Origin of the sequence: Aerosakkonema sp. BLCC-F183, from assembly GCF_041929145.1 — a bacterium.
GTDB lineage: Bacteria > Cyanobacteriota > Cyanobacteriia > Cyanobacteriales > Aerosakkonemataceae > Aerosakkonema.
In genome coordinates this window covers 1-17,469 of sequence record NZ_JBHFNU010000116.1, presented here as the reverse complement: position 1 = coordinate 17,469, position 17,469 = coordinate 1, and the positions used below count along the sequence as shown (strand labels likewise).

General features: G+C 42.7%; 21 protein-coding genes. 13 read left to right on the top strand and 8 right to left on the bottom strand.

Going from position 1 to position 17,469, the window contains the following annotated elements; translation table 11 throughout:
• The 3 genes from ACE1CD_RS34545 to ACE1CD_RS34535 all read left to right on the top strand — a co-directional run.
• Nucleotides 1–998 (top strand): tetratricopeptide repeat protein (locus ACE1CD_RS34545; protein WP_374827659.1); only part of this gene is annotated, 998 nt, incomplete at its 5' end.
• A gap of 141 nt (nt 999–1,139) precedes the next feature.
• On the top strand, nt 1,140–1,373 hold the full coding sequence (locus ACE1CD_RS34540; RefSeq protein WP_374793915.1) for a type II toxin-antitoxin system HicB family antitoxin: 234 nt from the start codon (nt 1,140–1,142) through the stop codon (nt 1,371–1,373).
• The gene (locus tag ACE1CD_RS34535) at nt 1,366–1,608 is read left to right on the top strand and encodes a type II toxin-antitoxin system HicA family toxin (protein WP_374793916.1); all 243 of its coding nucleotides are present in this window, start codon (nt 1,366–1,368) and stop codon (nt 1,606–1,608) included. The genes ACE1CD_RS34540 and ACE1CD_RS34535 overlap by 8 nt, the downstream gene beginning before the upstream one ends.
• A gap of 14 nt (nt 1,609–1,622) precedes the next feature.
• On the opposite strand, the gene ACE1CD_RS34530 is transcribed toward ACE1CD_RS34535, so the two are convergent.
• Together ACE1CD_RS34530 and ACE1CD_RS34525 are read right to left on the bottom strand one after the other, a co-directional pair.
• A complete protein-coding gene (locus tag ACE1CD_RS34530) occupies nt 1,623–1,856 on the bottom strand; it encodes a hypothetical protein (RefSeq protein WP_374793917.1) in 234 nt (77 codons plus the stop codon).
• A 125-nt stretch (nt 1,857–1,981) separates the two neighbouring features.
• Nucleotides 1,982–2,152 (bottom strand): hypothetical protein, encoded by a 171-nt coding sequence (locus ACE1CD_RS34525; RefSeq protein ID WP_374827658.1) that lies wholly within the window; start codon nt 2,150–2,152, stop codon nt 1,982–1,984.
• Nucleotides 2,153–2,265: 113 nt separating this feature from the next.
• Here ACE1CD_RS34525 and ACE1CD_RS34520 point away from each other — a divergent pair, with 113 nt between their 5' ends.
• From ACE1CD_RS34520 to ACE1CD_RS34505, 4 genes are all read left to right on the top strand, one after another.
• Nucleotides 2,266–2,469, top strand: coding sequence for a type II toxin-antitoxin system HicB family antitoxin (locus tag ACE1CD_RS34520; RefSeq protein ID WP_374827657.1), 204 nt, complete (start codon nt 2,266–2,268; stop codon nt 2,467–2,469).
• Nucleotides 2,466–2,693, top strand: a complete 228-nt coding sequence (locus ACE1CD_RS34515; protein ID WP_374827656.1) for a type II toxin-antitoxin system HicA family toxin — start codon at nt 2,466–2,468, stop codon at nt 2,691–2,693. The genes ACE1CD_RS34520 and ACE1CD_RS34515 overlap by 4 nt, the downstream gene beginning before the upstream one ends.
• Before the next feature lie 23 nt (nt 2,694–2,716).
• Nucleotides 2,717–3,145: a DUF29 family protein gene (locus ACE1CD_RS34510; protein WP_374827655.1), complete on the top strand. Its 429-nt coding sequence runs from the start codon at nt 2,717–2,719 to the stop codon at nt 3,143–3,145.
• Nucleotides 3,146–3,225: 80 nt separating this feature from the next.
• Nucleotides 3,226–3,654, top strand: coding sequence for a DUF29 family protein (locus ACE1CD_RS34505; protein ID WP_374827653.1), 429 nt, complete (start codon nt 3,226–3,228; stop codon nt 3,652–3,654).
• A 3-nt stretch (nt 3,655–3,657) separates the two neighbouring features.
• Here ACE1CD_RS34505 and ACE1CD_RS34500 read toward each other — a convergent pair whose 3' ends face one another.
• Complete coding sequence (locus ACE1CD_RS34500; RefSeq protein WP_374827652.1) at nt 3,658–4,113, bottom strand: hypothetical protein; 456 nt, start codon at nt 4,111–4,113, stop codon at nt 3,658–3,660.
• Between the two features lie 140 nt (nt 4,114–4,253).
• Between ACE1CD_RS34500 and ACE1CD_RS34495 the strand changes: the two genes are divergently transcribed.
• The 4 genes from ACE1CD_RS34495 to ACE1CD_RS34480 all read left to right on the top strand — a co-directional run bounded on the left by ACE1CD_RS34495 (nt 4,254) and on the right by ACE1CD_RS34480 (nt 7,216).
• A complete protein-coding gene (locus ACE1CD_RS34495; protein WP_374827650.1) occupies nt 4,254–5,087 on the top strand; it encodes a TlyA family RNA methyltransferase in 834 nt (277 codons plus the stop codon).
• A 22-nt stretch (nt 5,088–5,109) separates the two neighbouring features.
• Nucleotides 5,110–5,892 (top strand): hypothetical protein, encoded by a 783-nt coding sequence (locus ACE1CD_RS34490; protein WP_374827648.1) that lies wholly within the window; start codon nt 5,110–5,112, stop codon nt 5,890–5,892.
• 111 nt (nt 5,893–6,003) lie between these two features.
• On the top strand, nt 6,004–6,885 hold the full coding sequence (locus tag ACE1CD_RS34485; protein ID WP_374827647.1) for a polysaccharide deacetylase family protein: 882 nt from the start codon (nt 6,004–6,006) through the stop codon (nt 6,883–6,885).
• 76 nt (nt 6,886–6,961) lie between these two features.
• Nucleotides 6,962–7,216 carry a hypothetical protein gene (locus ACE1CD_RS34480; RefSeq protein WP_374793927.1) on the top strand — a complete coding sequence of 85 codons (255 nt, stop codon included), beginning with the start codon at nt 6,962–6,964 and terminating at the stop codon, nt 7,214–7,216.
• A gap of 115 nt (nt 7,217–7,331) precedes the next feature.
• Here ACE1CD_RS34480 and ACE1CD_RS34475 read toward each other — a convergent pair whose 3' ends face one another.
• The 4 genes from ACE1CD_RS34475 to ACE1CD_RS34460 form a co-directional block, all read right to left on the bottom strand.
• The gene (locus ACE1CD_RS34475; protein ID WP_374793928.1) at nt 7,332–8,702 is read right to left on the bottom strand and encodes a GTP-binding protein; all 1,371 of its coding nucleotides are present in this window, start codon (nt 8,700–8,702) and stop codon (nt 7,332–7,334) included.
• Between the two features lie 434 nt (nt 8,703–9,136).
• Nucleotides 9,137–9,376, bottom strand: coding sequence for a hypothetical protein (locus ACE1CD_RS34470; protein ID WP_374793929.1), 240 nt, complete (start codon nt 9,374–9,376; stop codon nt 9,137–9,139).
• 118 nt (nt 9,377–9,494) lie between these two features.
• The gene (gene ftsZ / locus ACE1CD_RS34465) at nt 9,495–13,127 is read right to left on the bottom strand and encodes a cell division protein FtsZ (protein WP_374793930.1); all 3,633 of its coding nucleotides are present in this window, start codon (nt 13,125–13,127) and stop codon (nt 9,495–9,497) included.
• A 14-nt stretch (nt 13,128–13,141) separates the two neighbouring features.
• Nucleotides 13,142–14,629, bottom strand: coding sequence for a DUF697 domain-containing protein (locus ACE1CD_RS34460; RefSeq protein ID WP_374793931.1), 1,488 nt, complete (start codon nt 14,627–14,629; stop codon nt 13,142–13,144).
• 133 nt (nt 14,630–14,762) lie between these two features.
• Here ACE1CD_RS34460 and ACE1CD_RS34455 point away from each other — a divergent pair, with 133 nt between their 5' ends.
• On the top strand, nt 14,763–16,685 hold the full coding sequence (locus tag ACE1CD_RS34455) for a hypothetical protein (protein ID WP_374827645.1): 1,923 nt from the start codon (nt 14,763–14,765) through the stop codon (nt 16,683–16,685).
• Nucleotides 16,686–16,785: 100 nt separating this feature from the next.
• The gene (locus ACE1CD_RS34450; protein ID WP_374793933.1) at nt 16,786–17,088 is read left to right on the top strand and encodes a hypothetical protein; all 303 of its coding nucleotides are present in this window, start codon (nt 16,786–16,788) and stop codon (nt 17,086–17,088) included.
• A gap of 168 nt (nt 17,089–17,256) precedes the next feature.
• On the opposite strand, the gene ACE1CD_RS34445 is transcribed toward ACE1CD_RS34450, so the two are convergent.
• A partial coding sequence (locus ACE1CD_RS34445; protein ID WP_374827644.1) for a hypothetical protein occupies nt 17,257–17,469 on the bottom strand: 213 nt, incomplete at its 5' end.

The window sequence follows — 17,469 nt, the reverse complement described above, 5'->3', positions numbered from 1 at the left end:
TGGGAATTGTTTATCAGTCTTTAGGAGAGTACCAGCAAGCAATCGCATACCTAGAGCAACATTTAGCAATTGCTCGTGAGATAGGTGATAGACAGGCAGAAGGGAATGCTTTAGGTAATTTGGGTAATGCCTATCAATCTAAGGGAGATTACGATCTCGTAGAGAAGTTCTATTTGACAGCTTTGGAACTTAAAAAAGATCTACTGAAATATGACTCTCCTGAGATAGCAGCTATGTTAAATAACTTGGCAAGTCTTTACTACTCCCAAAGCAGATACAGTGAAGCGGAACCTCTGTACCAACAAGCATTGGCGATGAGACAGCACCTGTTTGAAGGCGATCATCCTGATGTGGCAAACAGTTTGAATAATTTGGCAGGACTTTACTACTCCCAAGGCAGATACAATGAAGCGGAACCATTATATCTGCAAGCTTTGTCAATCCTTCGCCAGAGTTTGCCAGAAAATCATCCCCTATTAGCTACCAACCTCAACAACTTAGCCGGACTTTACAGAACCCAAGGCAGATACAGCGAAGCGGAACCATTATATCTGCAAGCTTTGTCAATCCTTCGCCAGAGTTTGCCAGAAAATCATCCAAATATAGCAAGTAACCTCAACAACTTAGCTGGACTTTACGAGTCCCAAGGCAGATACAGCGAAGCCGAACCATTATATCTGCAAGCTTTGTCCATTGATCGCCAAAGTTTGCCAGAAAATCATCCCAGTATAGCTACCGACCTCAACAACTTAGCCAATCTTTATAATTCCCAAGGCAGATACAGCGAAGCGGAACCATTATATCTGCAAGCTTGGGAAATTTTCCAACGCAGCTTAGGTGCAGAACATCCAAATACAGTAGGAACACGGCGAAATTTGGCTATATTTTGGATGGCAGCAATTAATAAAAATGGTGCCGATATAGAAGTGTTGCAAAATAACCCTTTGTTCTTGGAAATTATGAGGGAATTTCTCCCCGAAAATCTCCCTGATGAGTAAAGGAGATTGTCTAAATAGCTAAATACTTTAACCTTAGTCAGACTACAAACCAGTTCTCTAGTTTCAAGCTTTGAAAATCAGCATAGTCTGAAACATTAGTAGCTATATTAAAATAAAAAAGTCTATTAACTAACCTAACCTATGAAACTCCGACAAAACATAAATGCTTTTATCCGTCCAGGCGAACAGAAAGGTTATGTAGCCGAGTGCCTAGAAATTTCTGTAGTAACGCAGGGAGAAACATTAGATGAAGTGGCAAAAAATATCGTTGAAGCTGTTACTCTCCATTTGGAAGATGAAGATCCCGCTGAATTTGGATTAGTGGCTAAACCGACAATTATATTAACTTTTGAATTACAACCAGAATATGCCTAAACTCAAAAGGTTATCGGGTGCAGAAGTAGTTGATATTTTTGCTAATTTTGGCTTTCAGATCCACAGTCAAAAAGGGAGTCACATCAAATTGCGTCGCCAAGGAATTGCGGGAAAGGAAACTCTTACAGTACCTAATCATGCAGAGTTAGATACGGGAACTTGTAAAGCAATTTTCAGACAAGCAAGCAAATATATTCCAGAGTCAGAATTATATCCTTATTTTTATAGTTTGTAATCTCTGCTATTGTTTTACCGTTCTAATTCATCTTCTAATTTCTGATTTTGTCGATATGCTTCAATTAATTTATTTCCTCTCTCTTGACGACGACGGTTAAGAGAACTATTTCTAATATGTGCTTCTGCACTAGCAATTGCTTCATCTAATGTCATATTCAGTGCATCAAACATTAAACAAACTTCCCGCAAACGCGCCACTGACTTTGCGCGTGTTTCTGCATCCGGTATTTTGGGATTGGTGTTCATGGTAAATTCCAATTTCTTTTAATTTCTTGAGTGCTTGCTTCTGAAGCATCAGCAGTCGCTACAATAGGTACGTAGTTGCGCTTCAGCGCTAAATCTGGCGCTAAAGCGCAACTACGTACTTAATTTTAATTTGTCTCACGGACTTTCTGTTTTGCCGCAGGTTTTTTTGGTAGGCGTTGTTCCCACTTTTTCGCTATTTTGTCGGCAAATTCTGCCATATCTCTCATTTTATGTTCGGCTATTTCAACTTGTCTAATCATTTCAGCTTGTTTCTTTTCATCCGGTAATTCCTTCACGGTAATTCCTCCAAAGTATTCATAATACGTCTGATACCAATTTTAGCTTCTATTACTCGACCTATATACTGGAAATCATGCTAAAATAAATTAGTTTTTAACCAACCATAACTATGAAGCTAAAAGTTGTATTAGAACCCAGTGATGAAGGCGGTTACACTGTCTATGTTCCCTCACTTCCTGGTTGTATTAGTGAGGGAGAAACGATTGAAGAATCATTAGCAAATATCCAAGAAGCGATCGAACTTTACCTTGAGCCAACAGAAGATGATTTAATTATTAAAGAAGGCGCAATAGTCAGGGAATTAGCATTATGAGCAAAGTTCCCAATCTTCCCTACACTCAGATTATTGCAGCTTTAGAAAGAGATGGATGGGTTGTTGTTCGCCAGCGCGGTAGTCATATCCGACTGGAAAAAGCTATGCCAGATGAAGTATTAAAATTGACTGTTCCTGCTCATCGTTCTGTTAAGCGTTCTACCTTAGCTCACATTTTAAAGCAAGCTCGTTTAGATGTAGAGCGATTTTTAGGTCTGTTATAAAAATGAATGAGGAATTGGCGACTATGGAAGAAATACTGGAACTGAAAGAACTACTGCTAAAAGGTGATCTCAAAGGTTCGTTAGCAATTGTGGAAGAACTGGAAGAAATGAGCAAAAAAGATATAATTAAAACTATTCGCAGTTATGCTGTTGTTCTCTTGCTACATCTCATTAAACAACAAGCTGAAAATCGCACGACTCGCTCTTGGGATGTCTCGATTCGCAATTCTGTTTTAGAAATTCAGGACGAAAATAAGCGACCGAAATCCGCTGGGTTTTACTTACCCGCAGAAGAGTTACGTGAAGTTCTGGAATCTGCTTACCGAGTGGCGATTAACAAAGCTTCTTTAGAGGTAGAAGAAGGACGTTACGAAGCGGAAGAATTAGAGAAATTGGTTAACAAGGAGGAAATTATCGATCGCGCTTTAGCTGCCATCTTACCATCCGAGTAAATCGGGTAGTACAGGAAAGCCACATTATCTGCTGAGTCATTCAGCTACAATACATATATCCGAATCGGGAAAATCTCGCTATGGAAGAACTCCTTGAACTGAAAGAACTACTGCTAAAAGGCGATATAAAAGGTTCATTAGCTCTCGTTGAAGAATTGGAAGAAATGAGCAAAGATGATAAAATTAATAATATTAGCAGCTACAGTATTATTCTGCTTTTACATCTGATTAAACAGCAAGCAGAAAAGCGCACCACTCGTTCTTGGGAAGTTTCAATCCGCAATTCAGTTCGCGAAATCCAGAGAAAGAATAAGCGACGTAAAGCAGGAGGTTATTATCTAACAATAGAAGAGTTACGCAGCGCCTTAGAAGAAGCTTACCCACAAGCGATCGATCGCGCTTCTTTGGAAGTGGAAGAAGGACGTTACGAAGCGGAAGAATTAGAAAAATTGGTTAACAAGGAGGAAATTATCGATCGCGCTTTAGCTGCCATCTTACCATCCGAGTGAATTTCAATCATTTAGATCTACACTTTTTTCACCCAAAACACTCCACTGATTAGGCGTTGATAAAACTTGCGGTTGTGTTTGTAGCAAAGCTAAACCAAAAGTAACAGAAGTTAATCCTAACAACAAAGAACCTACAGTAATTCGCAGCAGCAAGAGTAATCGATTCGGTCGATCGCTCTGTTTCAACAATAGCTGAGTAGGCGGTTGGTTGTCTAAGCTAAAATTCTGTTGTTTGACTTCCAGGGTTACTTCTGTTTTGCTGACGGTAATGAGCTGAAGTTCCTTTAATTGTCTGAGTGCGTCGAGAATTTCGCGATCGCTAAATGGTTTGTCCCGATACTCCGCCGTCCACGCCCGAAAATCTTGTAAGTCTACTTTCAGCTTACCAGCATCGGTAACTCGCGGTAAAAGCCATTGGTACAGTAAATTGGCGCAGGTCGTTAATTTAGTTTCTAGCATAGTTGGTTTCCGATTGAGAAAATAAACGCAGAAAACAAAGCGGTTGCTTCTGTGCTATCTAAGATAATTGTTACATATGCGACAGTTTTAGCTAGCTTTATGTGTATTAACTGCATAAATCTCTACAATTTGATGAAGTCATGACAAAAAAACGCCTAGACACCTTGTTAGTCGAACTCGATTTATGCTCTTCCCGACAGTTGGCCCAGCGGCTGATTCGGGCGGGGGAAGTGCTGGTGAATCGGCAAGTGATTGACAAACCGGGCACAGAAGTGGAACAATCGGCGCAGATCCAGATCAAAGAGCGATCGCCTTACGTTTCCAGAGGCGGCGAAAAACTCGCCAAAGCGCTAAAATTTTTTGATATCTCTGTAGAAGGGCGCATTTGCTTAGATGGGGGCATCTCTACGGGGGGCTTTACCGACTGCCTGTTGCAAGCTGGGGCGAAACTAATTTACGGCATTGATGTGGGTTACGGGCAAGTAGATTGGGGTCTGCGGAACGATGCGCGAGTGATTTTGCGGGAACGCACTAACCTGCGGTATCTCACCCCAGATGACTTGTACGAAACAGCCGAGCTGGCGGATTTGGGTGTGGTCGATGTTTCGTTCATTTCCTTAACAAAAATTTTGCCTGCGTTATGGCAGCTGCTTCAGGTTCCGCGTGAGACAATATTGCTTGTTAAACCGCAGTTTGAAGTAGGGCGAGAACGGGTTGGCAAAAAAGGCGTCGTGCGCGATACTGGCGACCAAGCAAGTGCGATCGCGCAAGTATGCAAAGCCGCCCAACAGATTGGCTGGCAATTTCGCGGTTTAACCTGGTCGCCGATCGTCGGCCCTGCTGGTAATATAGAGTATCTTTTATGGCTGAGTGTGGATAGCCCAAACTCTGCTCCCGATTTAGAGGCGATCGAACACATTACCCAAGCTGCAAAAAAGGAACTCAGCAAATCTGTTGCTGGAGAGTCAAACTAACATTTAATCCCCTATTAATGCAATGAAGTTTCTCAAGCTGCTGGCGCAAACTATCTTATATATCATTATTGTTCTCAATCTCATTTTTATCGTCGTGATTGGCAAAATCGCAGCTAGTATTATCTGCGAAGAACTTATATATAAAATTTTAATCATTGGCGATTTATTTGCAATTCTAGATATAGGTGAGTTTGTTAATATCATCGTCTTTGCCTTATTGGGGATGGGGTTTGGTATGGCAAGCGGTTTGTTACCTAAGTACGCGCAAACCAAAACTAGCGCGGTATTGCTCATCATATTAGTTCCCATTCTTTTCAGTACCAGTGCTTTTGTTAAATACAATTATTGGGTTGAAGATTTTGCCGATCGCGAGAATATCTCCTTTGCTGAAGCTGAAAAAATAACTAACTCATTCTTACAGAAGAAAGTTAATGCAGGTGGATTCTTTGGTTTCTATTCCTATACTGCCCAATTTCCGGTTCTGCCAACAAAAATGTCAGAAATAACCAAAATCGAAGATTTGGAGAAAAAAGTCAAGTCAGACTTCATCAGTTTAGGTAAAATAGCTAAATTAAAACCAGAGGTAGTTTATGGTTTGTTGGCAAGCGGCAGTTGGGCCATCCGATTTTTTTACTTCTCATTAGCCGCATTAGCAACTGTTTATCATTTCCATCTGGGTCAAGCACAAGTTTCTAAATGGTTTCAACCTGCCGCACCTAAGTTTCCTCCTGTACCGCCTCGCTTCAAACCACCTGCAAACAAACCTCTAATGACCAGTTCACCGCGTCGGGTTCGCAATAATTGATAATATTTGCCTTATCTGTATTTCAGCATAAAAATTATTCTCCATCCTTTCGTGTTATTTAGGAACGAGCTTATAGTAATATGATGATTTAACATTTGAGAGATGCGATCGATGAAGTTAATCAAGTTTAAATTTAAAAATTTTCCGGTCGGAATTTTTATCGCTACTATAGTTAGTATAGCTACTATCTGGTTACTTTTAAATTTTTTCACACCAAAAATCCCTATTTTTGGCTTTCATAGCATTATCGATATTGAAAATCCCAGTGAAAAGCGTCTTCAAGGGAGTCCTTTGCCTGAAATAGATTACACCAAGCAAGATTTGAGCGAGTTTTTAGATTATTTAGTTCGGCACAATTTTTGGTTCCTTTCAACTCAAGATCTGTATGACTATTTTATTGTTAAATCTAAGCAGATTCCCTCGGAACATCTCGGTCAAAGACCAATTATGATCAGCTTTGACGATTCCTATAAAACCTTTTATACAAATTTGCTCCCGGTTTTGCGGGATTTAGAAAATAAATACAATAAAAAAGTTAAAGTCGTTTTGTTTATTAACCCAGGTATCCTGGCAAAGGGCGAAAGTAAAACTGCCTACAACATAACCTGCCAAAATTTGAGGAAAGGATTGCTAAAGGGTTTTTACGATATTCAATCTCACGGACACAGGCATAAGAAATTAACCGAATTAAATACAGACGAATTGATTTACGAAATTGCCGAAGCACAAGTCAAATTAAGAAGGTGTACTCAAGACTTAGACCCAAATAAAACAGTGGCTTCTCACATCGCATATCCCTATGGCGCTTCTAATAAAAAAGTAGAAGAGTATGTTTCCAAGTACTATCTATCGGGGTATTTGTACAACAGCAGAATGTTAAAATTAGGTTGGTTGAGAAGCAATTATCAGATACCTCGAATGAGTGTAAATCACGAAAAAAGTCCCCAGAGACTGATCCAAATGGCGGAAAGGGCTTTGACAATTAAAAATTAAAAATTGAAAACAAAAAAGATTTTTGGCTACGAGCGATGCTAGAAAGAGAAGTATAGCTCCCACAGAGGTTTATACTATGAATACTGAAGAACAAGCTAGGGAACGGATGGCGCACCAGCGTCAAGAAAGCCAACACGTTCAGGATGCGATGTTGAGTCGCGCTGAATCAGAGAATAATTTGGCGAAATCCAACACTGAGGAACAAGCGCGACAGCAAATGGCGCAGCAGCGTCAAGAAAGCCAACACGTTCAGGATGCGATGTTGAGTCGCGCCGAGGCTGAATTAGGGATGGCTAGCGATTCTGCTGACTCTTCGCAAGTACAATCTTAAAAGTCAAAAGTCAAAAGTCAAAAGTCAAAAGGAAGAAAAATAACGGGGACAAGAGGGGCTGTTCTTCTCAGGCAACGATTGGCCACCATAGCCAATCCTAATCCACTGAGTAAAATTATTGCTGCAATTCCTGCCGCAGGCGATACAGAATGGTACTGGGTTCCACTTGCGTGAGAATTTCTTGTATAACTGTGTTTGGCCCCAATTGTCCCCAGGTGCAACCTTGCTCTAAATATATCTGGGCGGCGCGACCGACTGCGTAAGCACCATAACCGGCGACACCTGCTTGGGCGATCGCAGCTCCTCCATATGCTGTAAAATTGGTTGGGTTTTCACCGGCAGCAACGGCAGCTGCACTCTTCCCAAATCCCAACAGCAAACTGCTGCCCAATTCGCCCAACAGCAAACCACCAGCACTCAAAAGTATTGTTTTCAATAATTTGCCAGCTTCGTAACTGGTCATGGGCAAATTATACAGTCGCGCCAACTCGCGGATGAGCGCTAAATCGGCGATTGTTCCTCCCAGGATATCTAAAACAGCGATCGGATTGAGAGCGACAGCGAGAGCTTTATACTTGGTAAACTGCCAAATCAACTTTTCGGCTTCTGTGTTGCGTAATGCCAAGATTTTACTGGCAATAGCTGTCTCCGCTTCTCTGGCCTGAACTAAAGCGTTAAGCGCCAGGAGCGATCGGCCTTCTCTATTTAGAATAGCGAGAATTTTCTCCTTTAACTCATCTATCTGCGCCGACGGAGATTCCCACTCGTAACTAACTTTACCATCCGGCCACTCCACCCGCACCTGCACAGCTGCCGGTTCCGCCGCCACCATCACTATTTCATCTGGAGATAGTAACTGTTGCAGACGCCTACCACCGCTGCTACCGGCACCCAGTTGTTGCAAATTTTGATAAATTGCTTGCCTATCTTGGTCTGGGTAAAGGTCAATTTTGTTAAATACCAAAATAATCGGCTTTTGCGCTTGTCGCAGTTCGCATAGCGCTTGATACTCCGTGCGCGTGATATCGCCTGCGACGACAAACAAAATCAAATCGGCTTGCCGTGCCACTTCCTGAGCCATTTTTGCCCGCGCTTGCCCCTCAATTTCATCTAATCCCGGTGTATCGATTAATTCCACCTGTACCTTGCCACCACTGTCGGGTGTCCACCGCACAGAACGGGGCCACTGGGTAACGCCGTGGAGTGGCCCGGTTTGGAGGATTTTTTGGCCTAGCAAGGCATTCAAAACTGCCGATTTGCCGCGACTGACCAAACCGAAAGCGGCAATGCGAATCACGTCTTGGTCTAATTTTTGTAGGCTGTTGGTCAAAGCCTCGATTTCCGGTCGCAACGCCGCCCGGATTTTGGGCGAATATCCGGACACGGCGCGTCGGATACTGGAACGGGCGCGGTTGAAGTGGGATTCTTGTCGGCTGCTGCGACGTGCAGGTTCTGATTTAGTTTGGGACGATTGAGGATTGCTCAAGGTTAGACAGGGAAGGAGAGGCTACAAATCTATTTTGATCTAATCTCAAACTTTTCAGTTGGGTATTTTACACTAGAGGTATGGTTTGTGAAACTGGGGAAAGCAACCGATATCGGGAAATTCAACAAAATATATTTTGATATCTTGTCCGGTTGCATCGCTAGTAAATGTGTGATGTGAAGAATTGCTTGTGGGAATCTAGGGTTAAATTTTTACCGCAGATAAAGACAGATGAACGCAGATGAACGCAGATAAGAAAGCAATTTTTTAGGCAATCGATGTGATCGCAGATGATATTGCTTAAAGAAAAAGCTTACCGTAAAAGCTTAAAATGTAATCCAAGTGCGATCGCACTTGGATTACTCACAAAAAAAAGGTTATTCTACGTAAAAACCGAAATTTGCACGCGAAAAGTGCGGAAGAGCCGAAACTTTTTAACGAGAGTCAGTACCTTGATTGGGAGCGCCAATCACCTTGACATTTCCTCCAGCAGCTTCAGGTTCTGCGCCGGAACGGACTTCAGTACCGGATTCTTGACCGGTCATACGATATCTTTCATCGATGGGAGTGTCACCCTCTTCTGTGGTTGGTATAGTTGTTTGGGTTCCAGGGTTATCTTGAGGTTTATTAAGATACTGATCTTGGCGATTGTCTTGAGAATTATTCGCTGTCATAATTTCCACTCTCTTAAACACGTTCTTCTCTAAGGATAAGATTCAGTTTTTCGTAGGTATTCTATCCTCAGACATGACTAGCTCTATAACTTGAGGAGGAAATTGTACTTTAGTGTTATCAAAGTGCCGCGAATCCAGTCGCAATCAGGGTTACTCTCACTTCATCTTGCAGCCGATCGTCTATGTCTGCGCCAAAGATTATATTAGCTTTAGCATTGAGATATTCATTGATTGTTTCCGCCGCCGTATTCACTTCTTGCACGCTCATATCGCTACTTCCCCTAATATGAAAGATAACGGTTTTTGCTTCTTTAATCGACCCACTCAATAAGGGAGAAGAAATTGCTGCCATAGCTGCCGATTTTGCCCTCGATTTTCCGGAACCTTGGCCAATCCCTATTTGCGCTATTCCAGAAGATGCGATCGCCTTTCGCAAATTGCCAAAATCCACATTCACTAAACCCGGAACATTGATAATATCGGCAATTGCTTCCACCACCTGACACATTAAATTATCTACTACTCGAAAAGCTTCTTTTATCGGCGTCCATTCTGAGATCGTTGTTAAAACTTTATCGATGGTAATCGCAATCAAAACGTCCGCTTTCTTCTCCAAATCGGCAATGCCTTCATTTGCTTTTTCTTTACGGCTTCGCCCTTCATGAACGAAAGGAAGCGTGACAATTCCTACTGTTAAAGCACCCTTTTCTTTAGCTATTTGTGCTATAATTGGTGCAGCGCCCGTGCCCGTCCCGCCTCCCATTCCAGCCACAATAAATACTATGTCCGATTGCTCGATCGCAGCTGCTATTTCCTGACGCGATTCTTTAGCGGCTTCTTCGCCCATAGTTGCATCGCCACCAGCACTCAGCCCTTGTGTCAAATTTTGTCCGATTTGCAAAATGTTGGGGGCAAATGATTGTGCTAATTCCTGAGCATCAGTGTTTATACATAAAAATTCAACACCTATCAGGCGACTGGCCATTGCCCGGTTAATCGCTTTTTCGCCCGCTCCACCCACACCAATTACCTTGATTTTGATGTGAGGCCAATCTTCAATTTGAGGGGGCTGTATGGCTGCGAGTGCTTCAGATAAATTTGCGATCGCTTCCACTTCCGGTCTGGAACTAAACTGTTGATTTAGGTCATTTAGCTCGGAACGCAGATTAATAATTTCTCCTTGCAATTGTTGATTTAGCTGGTCAATTGCGCTGTTGGTATTTTGTTGTATTTCTGCTAGTGCTGCTGTTTCCGATTTATCGCTCAATTGTTCGACCAAATCATCTATCTGAAAGCGCAGATTCCCTATTTCTCCTTGCAGTTGTTCGTTTAAAAGGGCGATCGCGCTTTGACTCTCCTGTCTTATTTCTGCTACCTCGACTTCTTCCGATTTGTTGCTTAATTGTTCGTTCAAGTCATCTATTTGCGAGCGCAGATTTCCTATTTCTCCTTGCAATTGTTGATTTAGAAGTGCGATCGCGCTTTTGCTTTCTTGTCTTACTTCTGCTACCTCGATTTCTTCTGATTTGTTGCTTAATTGTTCTGTCAAGTCATCTATTTGCGAGCGCAGATTTCCTATTTCTCCTTGCAATTGTTGGTTTAGAAGTGCGATTGCACTGCTACTTTCCTGTTGCATTTCTGCTACTACCGCTACTTCTGGTCTAGCGGCTAACTGTTCGGATAAGTCATCTATTTGCACCCGCAGATTAATTATTTCTCCCTGTAATTGTCGATTTAATTGTTCTATTGCTTTGCCAGTTTCTTGTTGCACTTGAGTCAGCGCAGCTATTTCCGGTCTATCGCTAAATTTCTGATTTAGAGCATCAAGTTGAGCCTGGAAATTTGTTATTTCCGCTTGCATTTTACCTAACTGAGCGATCGCATTGCTTGTTTCTTGTCTCACCTGCGGTAGGGCTTCCATTTCCGGGCGAGAATTGAAATTTCGAGTGAGCGACTCAAACTGACGGCGCACAGACAGGATTTCTAGTTGTATTTGACGAAAATGCGCGATCGTGCTGCTCATTCCCTGCTGCACCTGTGGCAGTAATTCCGCTTCTGGTCTTGAGTTGAACTGTTGAACTAAATTCTCCAATTGAGACTGCCAATTTGCCACTTCTGTTTCTACTTTATTCAACCGTTCGATCGCACTGCTAGTTTCCTGTTCCTGCTGCGGCAGTACTTCTATTTCCCCTCTGCTGTTAAAGTTTTCAATTAAATTTTCCAACTGAGCGCGGCAAGCCGCTATTTCTGCTTGCATTGCATTGACTCGATCGCTTGCCGTTCTCATATCCGCCTGCACCTGCGGCAGTACTTCTATTTCTCTTCTGCTGTTAAAGTTTTCAATCAGATTTTCTAACTCAGTGCGGAAAGAAACTATGTCTCCTTCCATTTGACGTACTCGATCGCTTGCCGTTCTCATTTCTACCTGCATCTGCGGCAGTGTTTCTATCTTTGCATCTTCTGTGCTGTTGAGATTTTGAGTTATATTCTCGAATTGACGACTCAGGAAAACAATTTCTGCTTCCATTTGACGCATTTGAGCGCTGGCGCTACTAATTTCCTGCTGCATTTTGGGCAGACCTTGTAGCTCCGCTCTAGTGCTAAACTGTTGACTTAAAATTTCCACTTTTTCGCTTAAAGAAGCGATCTGATTTTGTGTTATTTGATGTAATTGTTCGCTTGTGCTGTTGATTTCTTGCCGTATTTGTGGCAGAGCTTCTAATTCCGGGCGATTTCTAAATTGTCGAGTTAAATTTTCCAATTGCAAGCGCAAATTAGCAAGATCTTCTTCTAGCCGCTTTGCGATCGCGCTATCTTCTTCCACCTGCGGCAGTGCAGGCGCTTCCGGAGGAGCGCTCAACTGTTCGGATACAGCATCCAAACGCAGACGTATATTTGCAATATCTTCTTCTATAGCAGAGCGATCGGAAAGAAGTAACATCACCGCATTCAATTCTTCTGTTATGCCTGCGATTTCTTCTATTTCCGGTCGCTTTTGGAACTGTTGCGCTAATTCCTCTTGTCGATCGGCTAGCGATTGCGTAAAGGTTTCTAACTTAGAAAGAGATTGCCCGATCGTATTTAAAGTTTGCTCCGGTAGCGCTTCAACTTGCTGATGCAGAGATTCAAAAATGTGATGCAACTGAGTAATAGCACTGCTGGTATCTTGCTGCATCTTTGCCAGTCCAGCGACCTCCGGTCTAGAGTCAAACTGTTTGTTTAACTCCTCCAATTGAGCGTGCAGATTAGTTATTTCTCTTTCTATTCCGCTCAAGTCAACTGCTTCTGGAATTGGCAAATTATCGATCCGCAATCCCAAAACAGTCAGTTGCTCTCTGAATTGCTCTGTTAATAGTTGCAGTGACTTTTCCAGTTGTTGAATTGCTTGCGTTTCGGATCGCGCTTGAAACTGTTGACTTAACTCCTGCTGTCGATTAGTTAGCGTCTGAGTTAAATTTTCCAATTCAGACAGAGACTGGGAAATCGGACTCAAGGTTTGGGCTGGCAGCGCTTGGACTTCCTGATGCAGAGACCTTACAGTTTGATGCAACTCGGCGATCGCACTGCTGGTGTCCTGGTACATCTCCTGCTGCAATCGCTGTCGGTTAATCGTATTTAATGATAGCGCTACCGTCAGGGGTGCGGCTGCCGCAGCCACCTGACCGGTCATGGCAGCAGCAACGGTTCCCACAGCTGAGGCGGCAATGGAGATATATTCTGTTATTTGTAGCCAATTACGCTGCGTAGACATTTTTCACACACCCGCTAACCGCTAATAACTGCCTCAGAACTGCTGATTTGAGGCAAAGGCGCTTCTGGCATCAAACGCCCGACTGCTTGCTTGACAAAAGATTGCCAGAATGCTATTCTTGCGTTTTGCTGAAAAACTCTTTGTACTGTTTCGCGCAGGCGATCGAGTTTCAGAGGATTCTCCCCTTCCACAGTAACAGCATCCTGCTCTTGGAAATACTCAATTAAGCTAAGTCCTGCCAACCGAGTCAAGTAGGCGGCGCTGACTCCCTGCACCAAACCACCTGCAACATAAGTAATCGTGTTGCTTTTGAGGATTGTAGTAATTGTTTGGGTAGAAAGTTCCACCAAACCGAGTTTCAGCATTAAGCTTCCCATTGCTGCGGCTACAGTTTTCGCTTGTTCGAGGGAAAACTTTTGTCGATAAATATTGCTCAACTCTAAAATTAATTGAGCGTCGATCGCACCCGTCGCCACTAAGTCGAGTGCGGGTATGGGGATAGCAAAAGCTGTCGCTGCTGCGATCCACTGATATTGTTCGATCGCAGGTAAAGCGCGATCGCGTCTGATTTCATTCAACACCGATTTGGCTTCTGCCTTCAAAGCCATTGCTTGTCGCCAAGTTGTTGCCCACACCAACTGTTGACTTTGCTGCGGTACAATTGCGCTTAAGCGATCGGTTAGTGCTGTTATCTCCGGCACTGATTCTTCCAGCCACTCCTGTACCGATCCATCGGTTTGATGCTGTCGCACTTTAATCGCTTTCGGAGATGCTGCGATCGCCACTACATCATTTGTTTCCAGCAATAACATCGTTCGTTGCTGTAGCTTTTGCAACACGACTTCTCGTTCTTCCGGTAAATACCGATCTTCTTGATTGAAGACAAGAACAGTGCGCTGGTTAGCTGCTTTTAGCTGTTGCAAAGTTTGATATTCTGGCTCTGTCAAATCGCCACTCGTGACAAATAATACTAAATCCGAAGCCAGTGCCCTTGCTGTGGCATCTTTCTCTGCTGTCAAACCTGCTTCATCAGCAGCGAACAATGTCGGCGTTTCTTGCAAAGTAACACTTGACTCGATTTGGGAAAGCCAGTACGACTGTAAAACTTGAATCAAAGTGGTTTTGCCTACCGCCTTCCCACCCATCACCGCCAAGCTTATCTCTTTTCGGTCTAATTCTACCGTCAGTTCGGCGACTTTTTGACGCAGTTGGCCGATCGCATTGCAGTTAGCTGCTTCTGCTTCCACGAGAACGATCGCGCTTTCTGCTATTGCGATCGCTTTTTCTGCGGTCGATCGCTCCACCATCGGTAAGTCTAGCTGTAACTGGGTTTTTTTGGGTTCTTTTTTCTGCAATAGCAGCAAACCTCCCAGTGCGATCGCACCCAGTATACCGACTTCATCCATCTGCCCAGCCATGTCATCAAAACTTTGCCACAGCCAGAGCAAAAACGACAGACCCACTCCCCCAACCAAAATCGGACGCCGCAAAAGATTAGCCATAAGTTTTTTTGTATATCCGATCATAAGAATACAACAAGCCCTGCAACCACTTTAGCTTGCAGGGCTTGTTGTCTTGTTTATTAGTGGCGGGAAGTGGATTTGAATTAGTCCCCGCTTATTTGAACTCTTGTCAATGCACCAACTCATTAAGGTTTCTCTCAACTACTGGCACGTGACCCACACAAGTAATTTAGGAGTTGAGGGAAAAGTGAGAGAAACGAGAAAAAACCAAGACGGCCTAGTCGCAAGCGATGCCGCTAATCACCTGATTGGCTACGAACGCTTACTTGACTATTTCAAGCAAGCTCAATCAGAATGTCCCAAAGGAGTGGGACTAAAGAAAGAGTCCAAGCCTAGCGGTACTTATGTACTACTTCAATTCAAATTAGGAGAGAAACGTCCTGCCAAGGCTTGCAATTGTAATTTCACGCTCCAAGGTATTGGCGATGCAGTCAAGAAAGCTCACCAAGTAGCTGAGGCGCTTAAACAGTTTTCTAGCGAGTCAGATTTCTGGGAATGGTACGAACGTACTATTTTAGAAAAGAACGTTATCAAAAATGATTTGATAACCTTTGGCGATGCCATCAAAGTGGTAGAAAACAACTACTGGAGCGCGAACACCAAGAAACGCCAAAAACGAGACAAACTTAACCCATCACATCAGGCTTGTTGGATAGATACCTATCAGCGTTACTACAATCTATTGCCATTAGATAAAATAGTGAATTTAGCAGATATCAAACAAGCCATAGAAAGCAAGGAAAAAGGCAGTAGGTCAAGAAAGTACTGCGTAAGCGCAATGAAACGGTTAGCGGAAGCTATTGGTAACAATTCAATTTATGAAGAACTAAAAAAGATTGATGTTACCCAAACAAAATTTAAAGACTTACAAAATATTTCATTGGATGACTTTCTTCAATTACGGAAAAAAGCATTAGATATAACCAGCGATGCTCGTTACAACCTTGAATCGCGAAAGGCGTGGTTATTCGTATTCTCAATGCAAGTAATCTACGGGCTAAGAATCCACGAGGTATTTGCAATTCAAAACATTGACAAGCCATTCAAAACTAAAGATGGCGTTACCATCGCGGCATTAAAAGACCCCAAAAACTCAACGAATATCATCGTAATCGGGAATGAAACCATCTTAGGGACAACAACCAAGACGGGATATCGCTTATCAATTCCATTGATACCTCCAAGTCAAAAAGATTTAATTGAGAAGTTAGAAATTAAATATGGACAACTTCCAACAATTGGAATAGAAAGCGTTAATCCCAAGACAATCAGAAATAAATACGCCAAAGAAGCCACCAGAAAATTAGCGACATTTTCCAAGGAGACAGGAATTAAAGTTTTTAGCCAAACACACGCATTGAGGCACTTGGCTAATCTAAATGGATTGGCGTCGGGCATTCCCATAGAAAAGCGTGCAATGTCATTAGGCCACAGCCCAACAATGAACGACACCGTGTACAAAAAACGTCAAACAACTAAAACGACAATCGATTTATTAGCCCATCCCAGCAATCAAGCGATTGCGCTAGAGGCGGCAGTCAATTTAGCTAGGCAAATTACTGGAATCAATCATCAACAAGTTGAGCTTTTGGCGCGTATCTACAATACAACTGAGGAGATAATTAGGGAGATAGTCAGTAGCTCAGTAGATTCGGTCGTTTCTGCTCCTATTGATATTGAGCGAGAAGTTAAGCCGAAATTAATGAGTAAATCGCCTTCAAAAATATCTCCTGAAACTTTAATCAAAAACTGCGGATTAAGCCCTGAGCGGGAAAAAGAAGCGATTCAAATAATTGAATTGTTTCAAACGCACGGGGTAACGGTGGCGAAACATAAGACGCGAGATGATATTAAGTGTTGGAAATTGATAGACCAAGAAGGAAATAGAGCGGGACTTTACCTGAATAGTGGAGAGTGGTCGCTCGCAAAATTAGGGAAAGCCGGAACAATGTCTAACTACGGAGAACTCAAGGGATTCTTTGAGATGACCGATTTCTATGATTGGTTAGGCGACAATGATATTGAGCTAGAATAAAGACATCCGTTTAGTACTCTTTTAACAGAGCCCCGACAGAGATTTGAATAAATCTCTGTTTTTCTATTTATAATGTTTTTGTTGAATTCAATAATTTATCATGAATCTTATAAGTATTAGTCAACCTAATATAGGTTGGCTGTTCGTAGAGTTCAGTGCCGCAACAGAGAATTACTTTGAAGTCAGAATACCTAAAAATCCAAAAGTAGACATAATCAAGGAGTTTCTAGGAGTACTCCCTCATATGATGCAAATAGATATGGACTTGATGGAATCTTTCGATGATGCTGGTAGAACAGAAATTAACAAGGAAAGCTACAAAGCAGTTAAAGATTTTATAGCTAGACACAAATTTAGAAACGTAAACAGCGCACTACCGGAATTCGACAAGTTAACGCTATAACCCCCTCCCAAGCCAGTCGTTATTGTATTTCGCTCATACACCCTGTCAAGGTCAAGCCTACGGTTCCGCTACGCTTCAACCTTGACAGGGTGTATTCACTTCATTCAATTACTCTTGCGCTTGGGAGGGGGTTGACTTTTCCCTCAACTCCTAAATTACTTGTGTGGGTCACGTGCCAGTAGTTGAGAGAAACCTTAATGAGTTGGTGCATTGACAAGAGTTCAAATAAGCGGGGACTAATTCAAATCCACTTCCCGCCACTATGTCAACCTTTTGCAGGGCAAGTGTTTCAGCAATAACTGAGGCGCTTGCTTTGTTGTTTTCTCTCAGGTTTCCCTCAAGCTGTTTCCAAGCTACCTCAGAAATAGGCGACATGGGTAG

Coding starts and splice junctions, on each gene's coding strand:
- ACE1CD_RS34540 (WP_374793915.1), top strand. CDS start 1,140: ATGAAACTCCGACAAAACATAAATGCTTTTATCCGTCCAGGCGAACAG.
- ACE1CD_RS34535 (WP_374793916.1), top strand. CDS start 1,366: ATGCCTAAACTCAAAAGGTTATCGGGTGCAGAAGTAGTTGATATTTTT.
- ACE1CD_RS34530 (WP_374793917.1), bottom strand. CDS start 1,856: ATGAACACCAATCCCAAAATACCGGATGCAGAAACACGCGCAAAGTCA.
- ACE1CD_RS34520 (WP_374827657.1), top strand. CDS start 2,266: ATGAAGCTAAAAGTTGTATTAGAACCCAGTGATGAAGGCGGTTACACT.
- ACE1CD_RS34515 (WP_374827656.1), top strand. CDS start 2,466: ATGAGCAAAGTTCCCAATCTTCCCTACACTCAGATTATTGCAGCTTTA.
- ACE1CD_RS34510 (WP_374827655.1), top strand. CDS start 2,717: ATGGAAGAAATACTGGAACTGAAAGAACTACTGCTAAAAGGTGATCTC.
- ACE1CD_RS34505 (WP_374827653.1), top strand. CDS start 3,226: ATGGAAGAACTCCTTGAACTGAAAGAACTACTGCTAAAAGGCGATATA.
- ACE1CD_RS34500 (WP_374827652.1), bottom strand. CDS start 4,113: ATGCTAGAAACTAAATTAACGACCTGCGCCAATTTACTGTACCAATGG.
- ACE1CD_RS34495 (WP_374827650.1), top strand. CDS start 4,254: ATGACAAAAAAACGCCTAGACACCTTGTTAGTCGAACTCGATTTATGC.
- ACE1CD_RS34490 (WP_374827648.1), top strand. CDS start 5,110: ATGAAGTTTCTCAAGCTGCTGGCGCAAACTATCTTATATATCATTATT.
- ACE1CD_RS34485 (WP_374827647.1), top strand. CDS start 6,004: ATGAAGTTAATCAAGTTTAAATTTAAAAATTTTCCGGTCGGAATTTTT.
- ACE1CD_RS34480 (WP_374793927.1), top strand. CDS start 6,962: ATGAATACTGAAGAACAAGCTAGGGAACGGATGGCGCACCAGCGTCAA.
- ACE1CD_RS34470 (WP_374793929.1), bottom strand. CDS start 9,376: ATGACAGCGAATAATTCTCAAGACAATCGCCAAGATCAGTATCTTAAT.
- ftsZ (WP_374793930.1), bottom strand. CDS start 13,127: ATGTCTACGCAGCGTAATTGGCTACAAATAACAGAATATATCTCCATT.
- ACE1CD_RS34460 (WP_374793931.1), bottom strand. CDS start 14,629: ATGGCTAATCTTTTGCGGCGTCCGATTTTGGTTGGGGGAGTGGGTCTG.
- ACE1CD_RS34455 (WP_374827645.1), top strand. CDS start 14,763: ATGCACCAACTCATTAAGGTTTCTCTCAACTACTGGCACGTGACCCAC.
- ACE1CD_RS34450 (WP_374793933.1), top strand. CDS start 16,786: ATGAATCTTATAAGTATTAGTCAACCTAATATAGGTTGGCTGTTCGTA.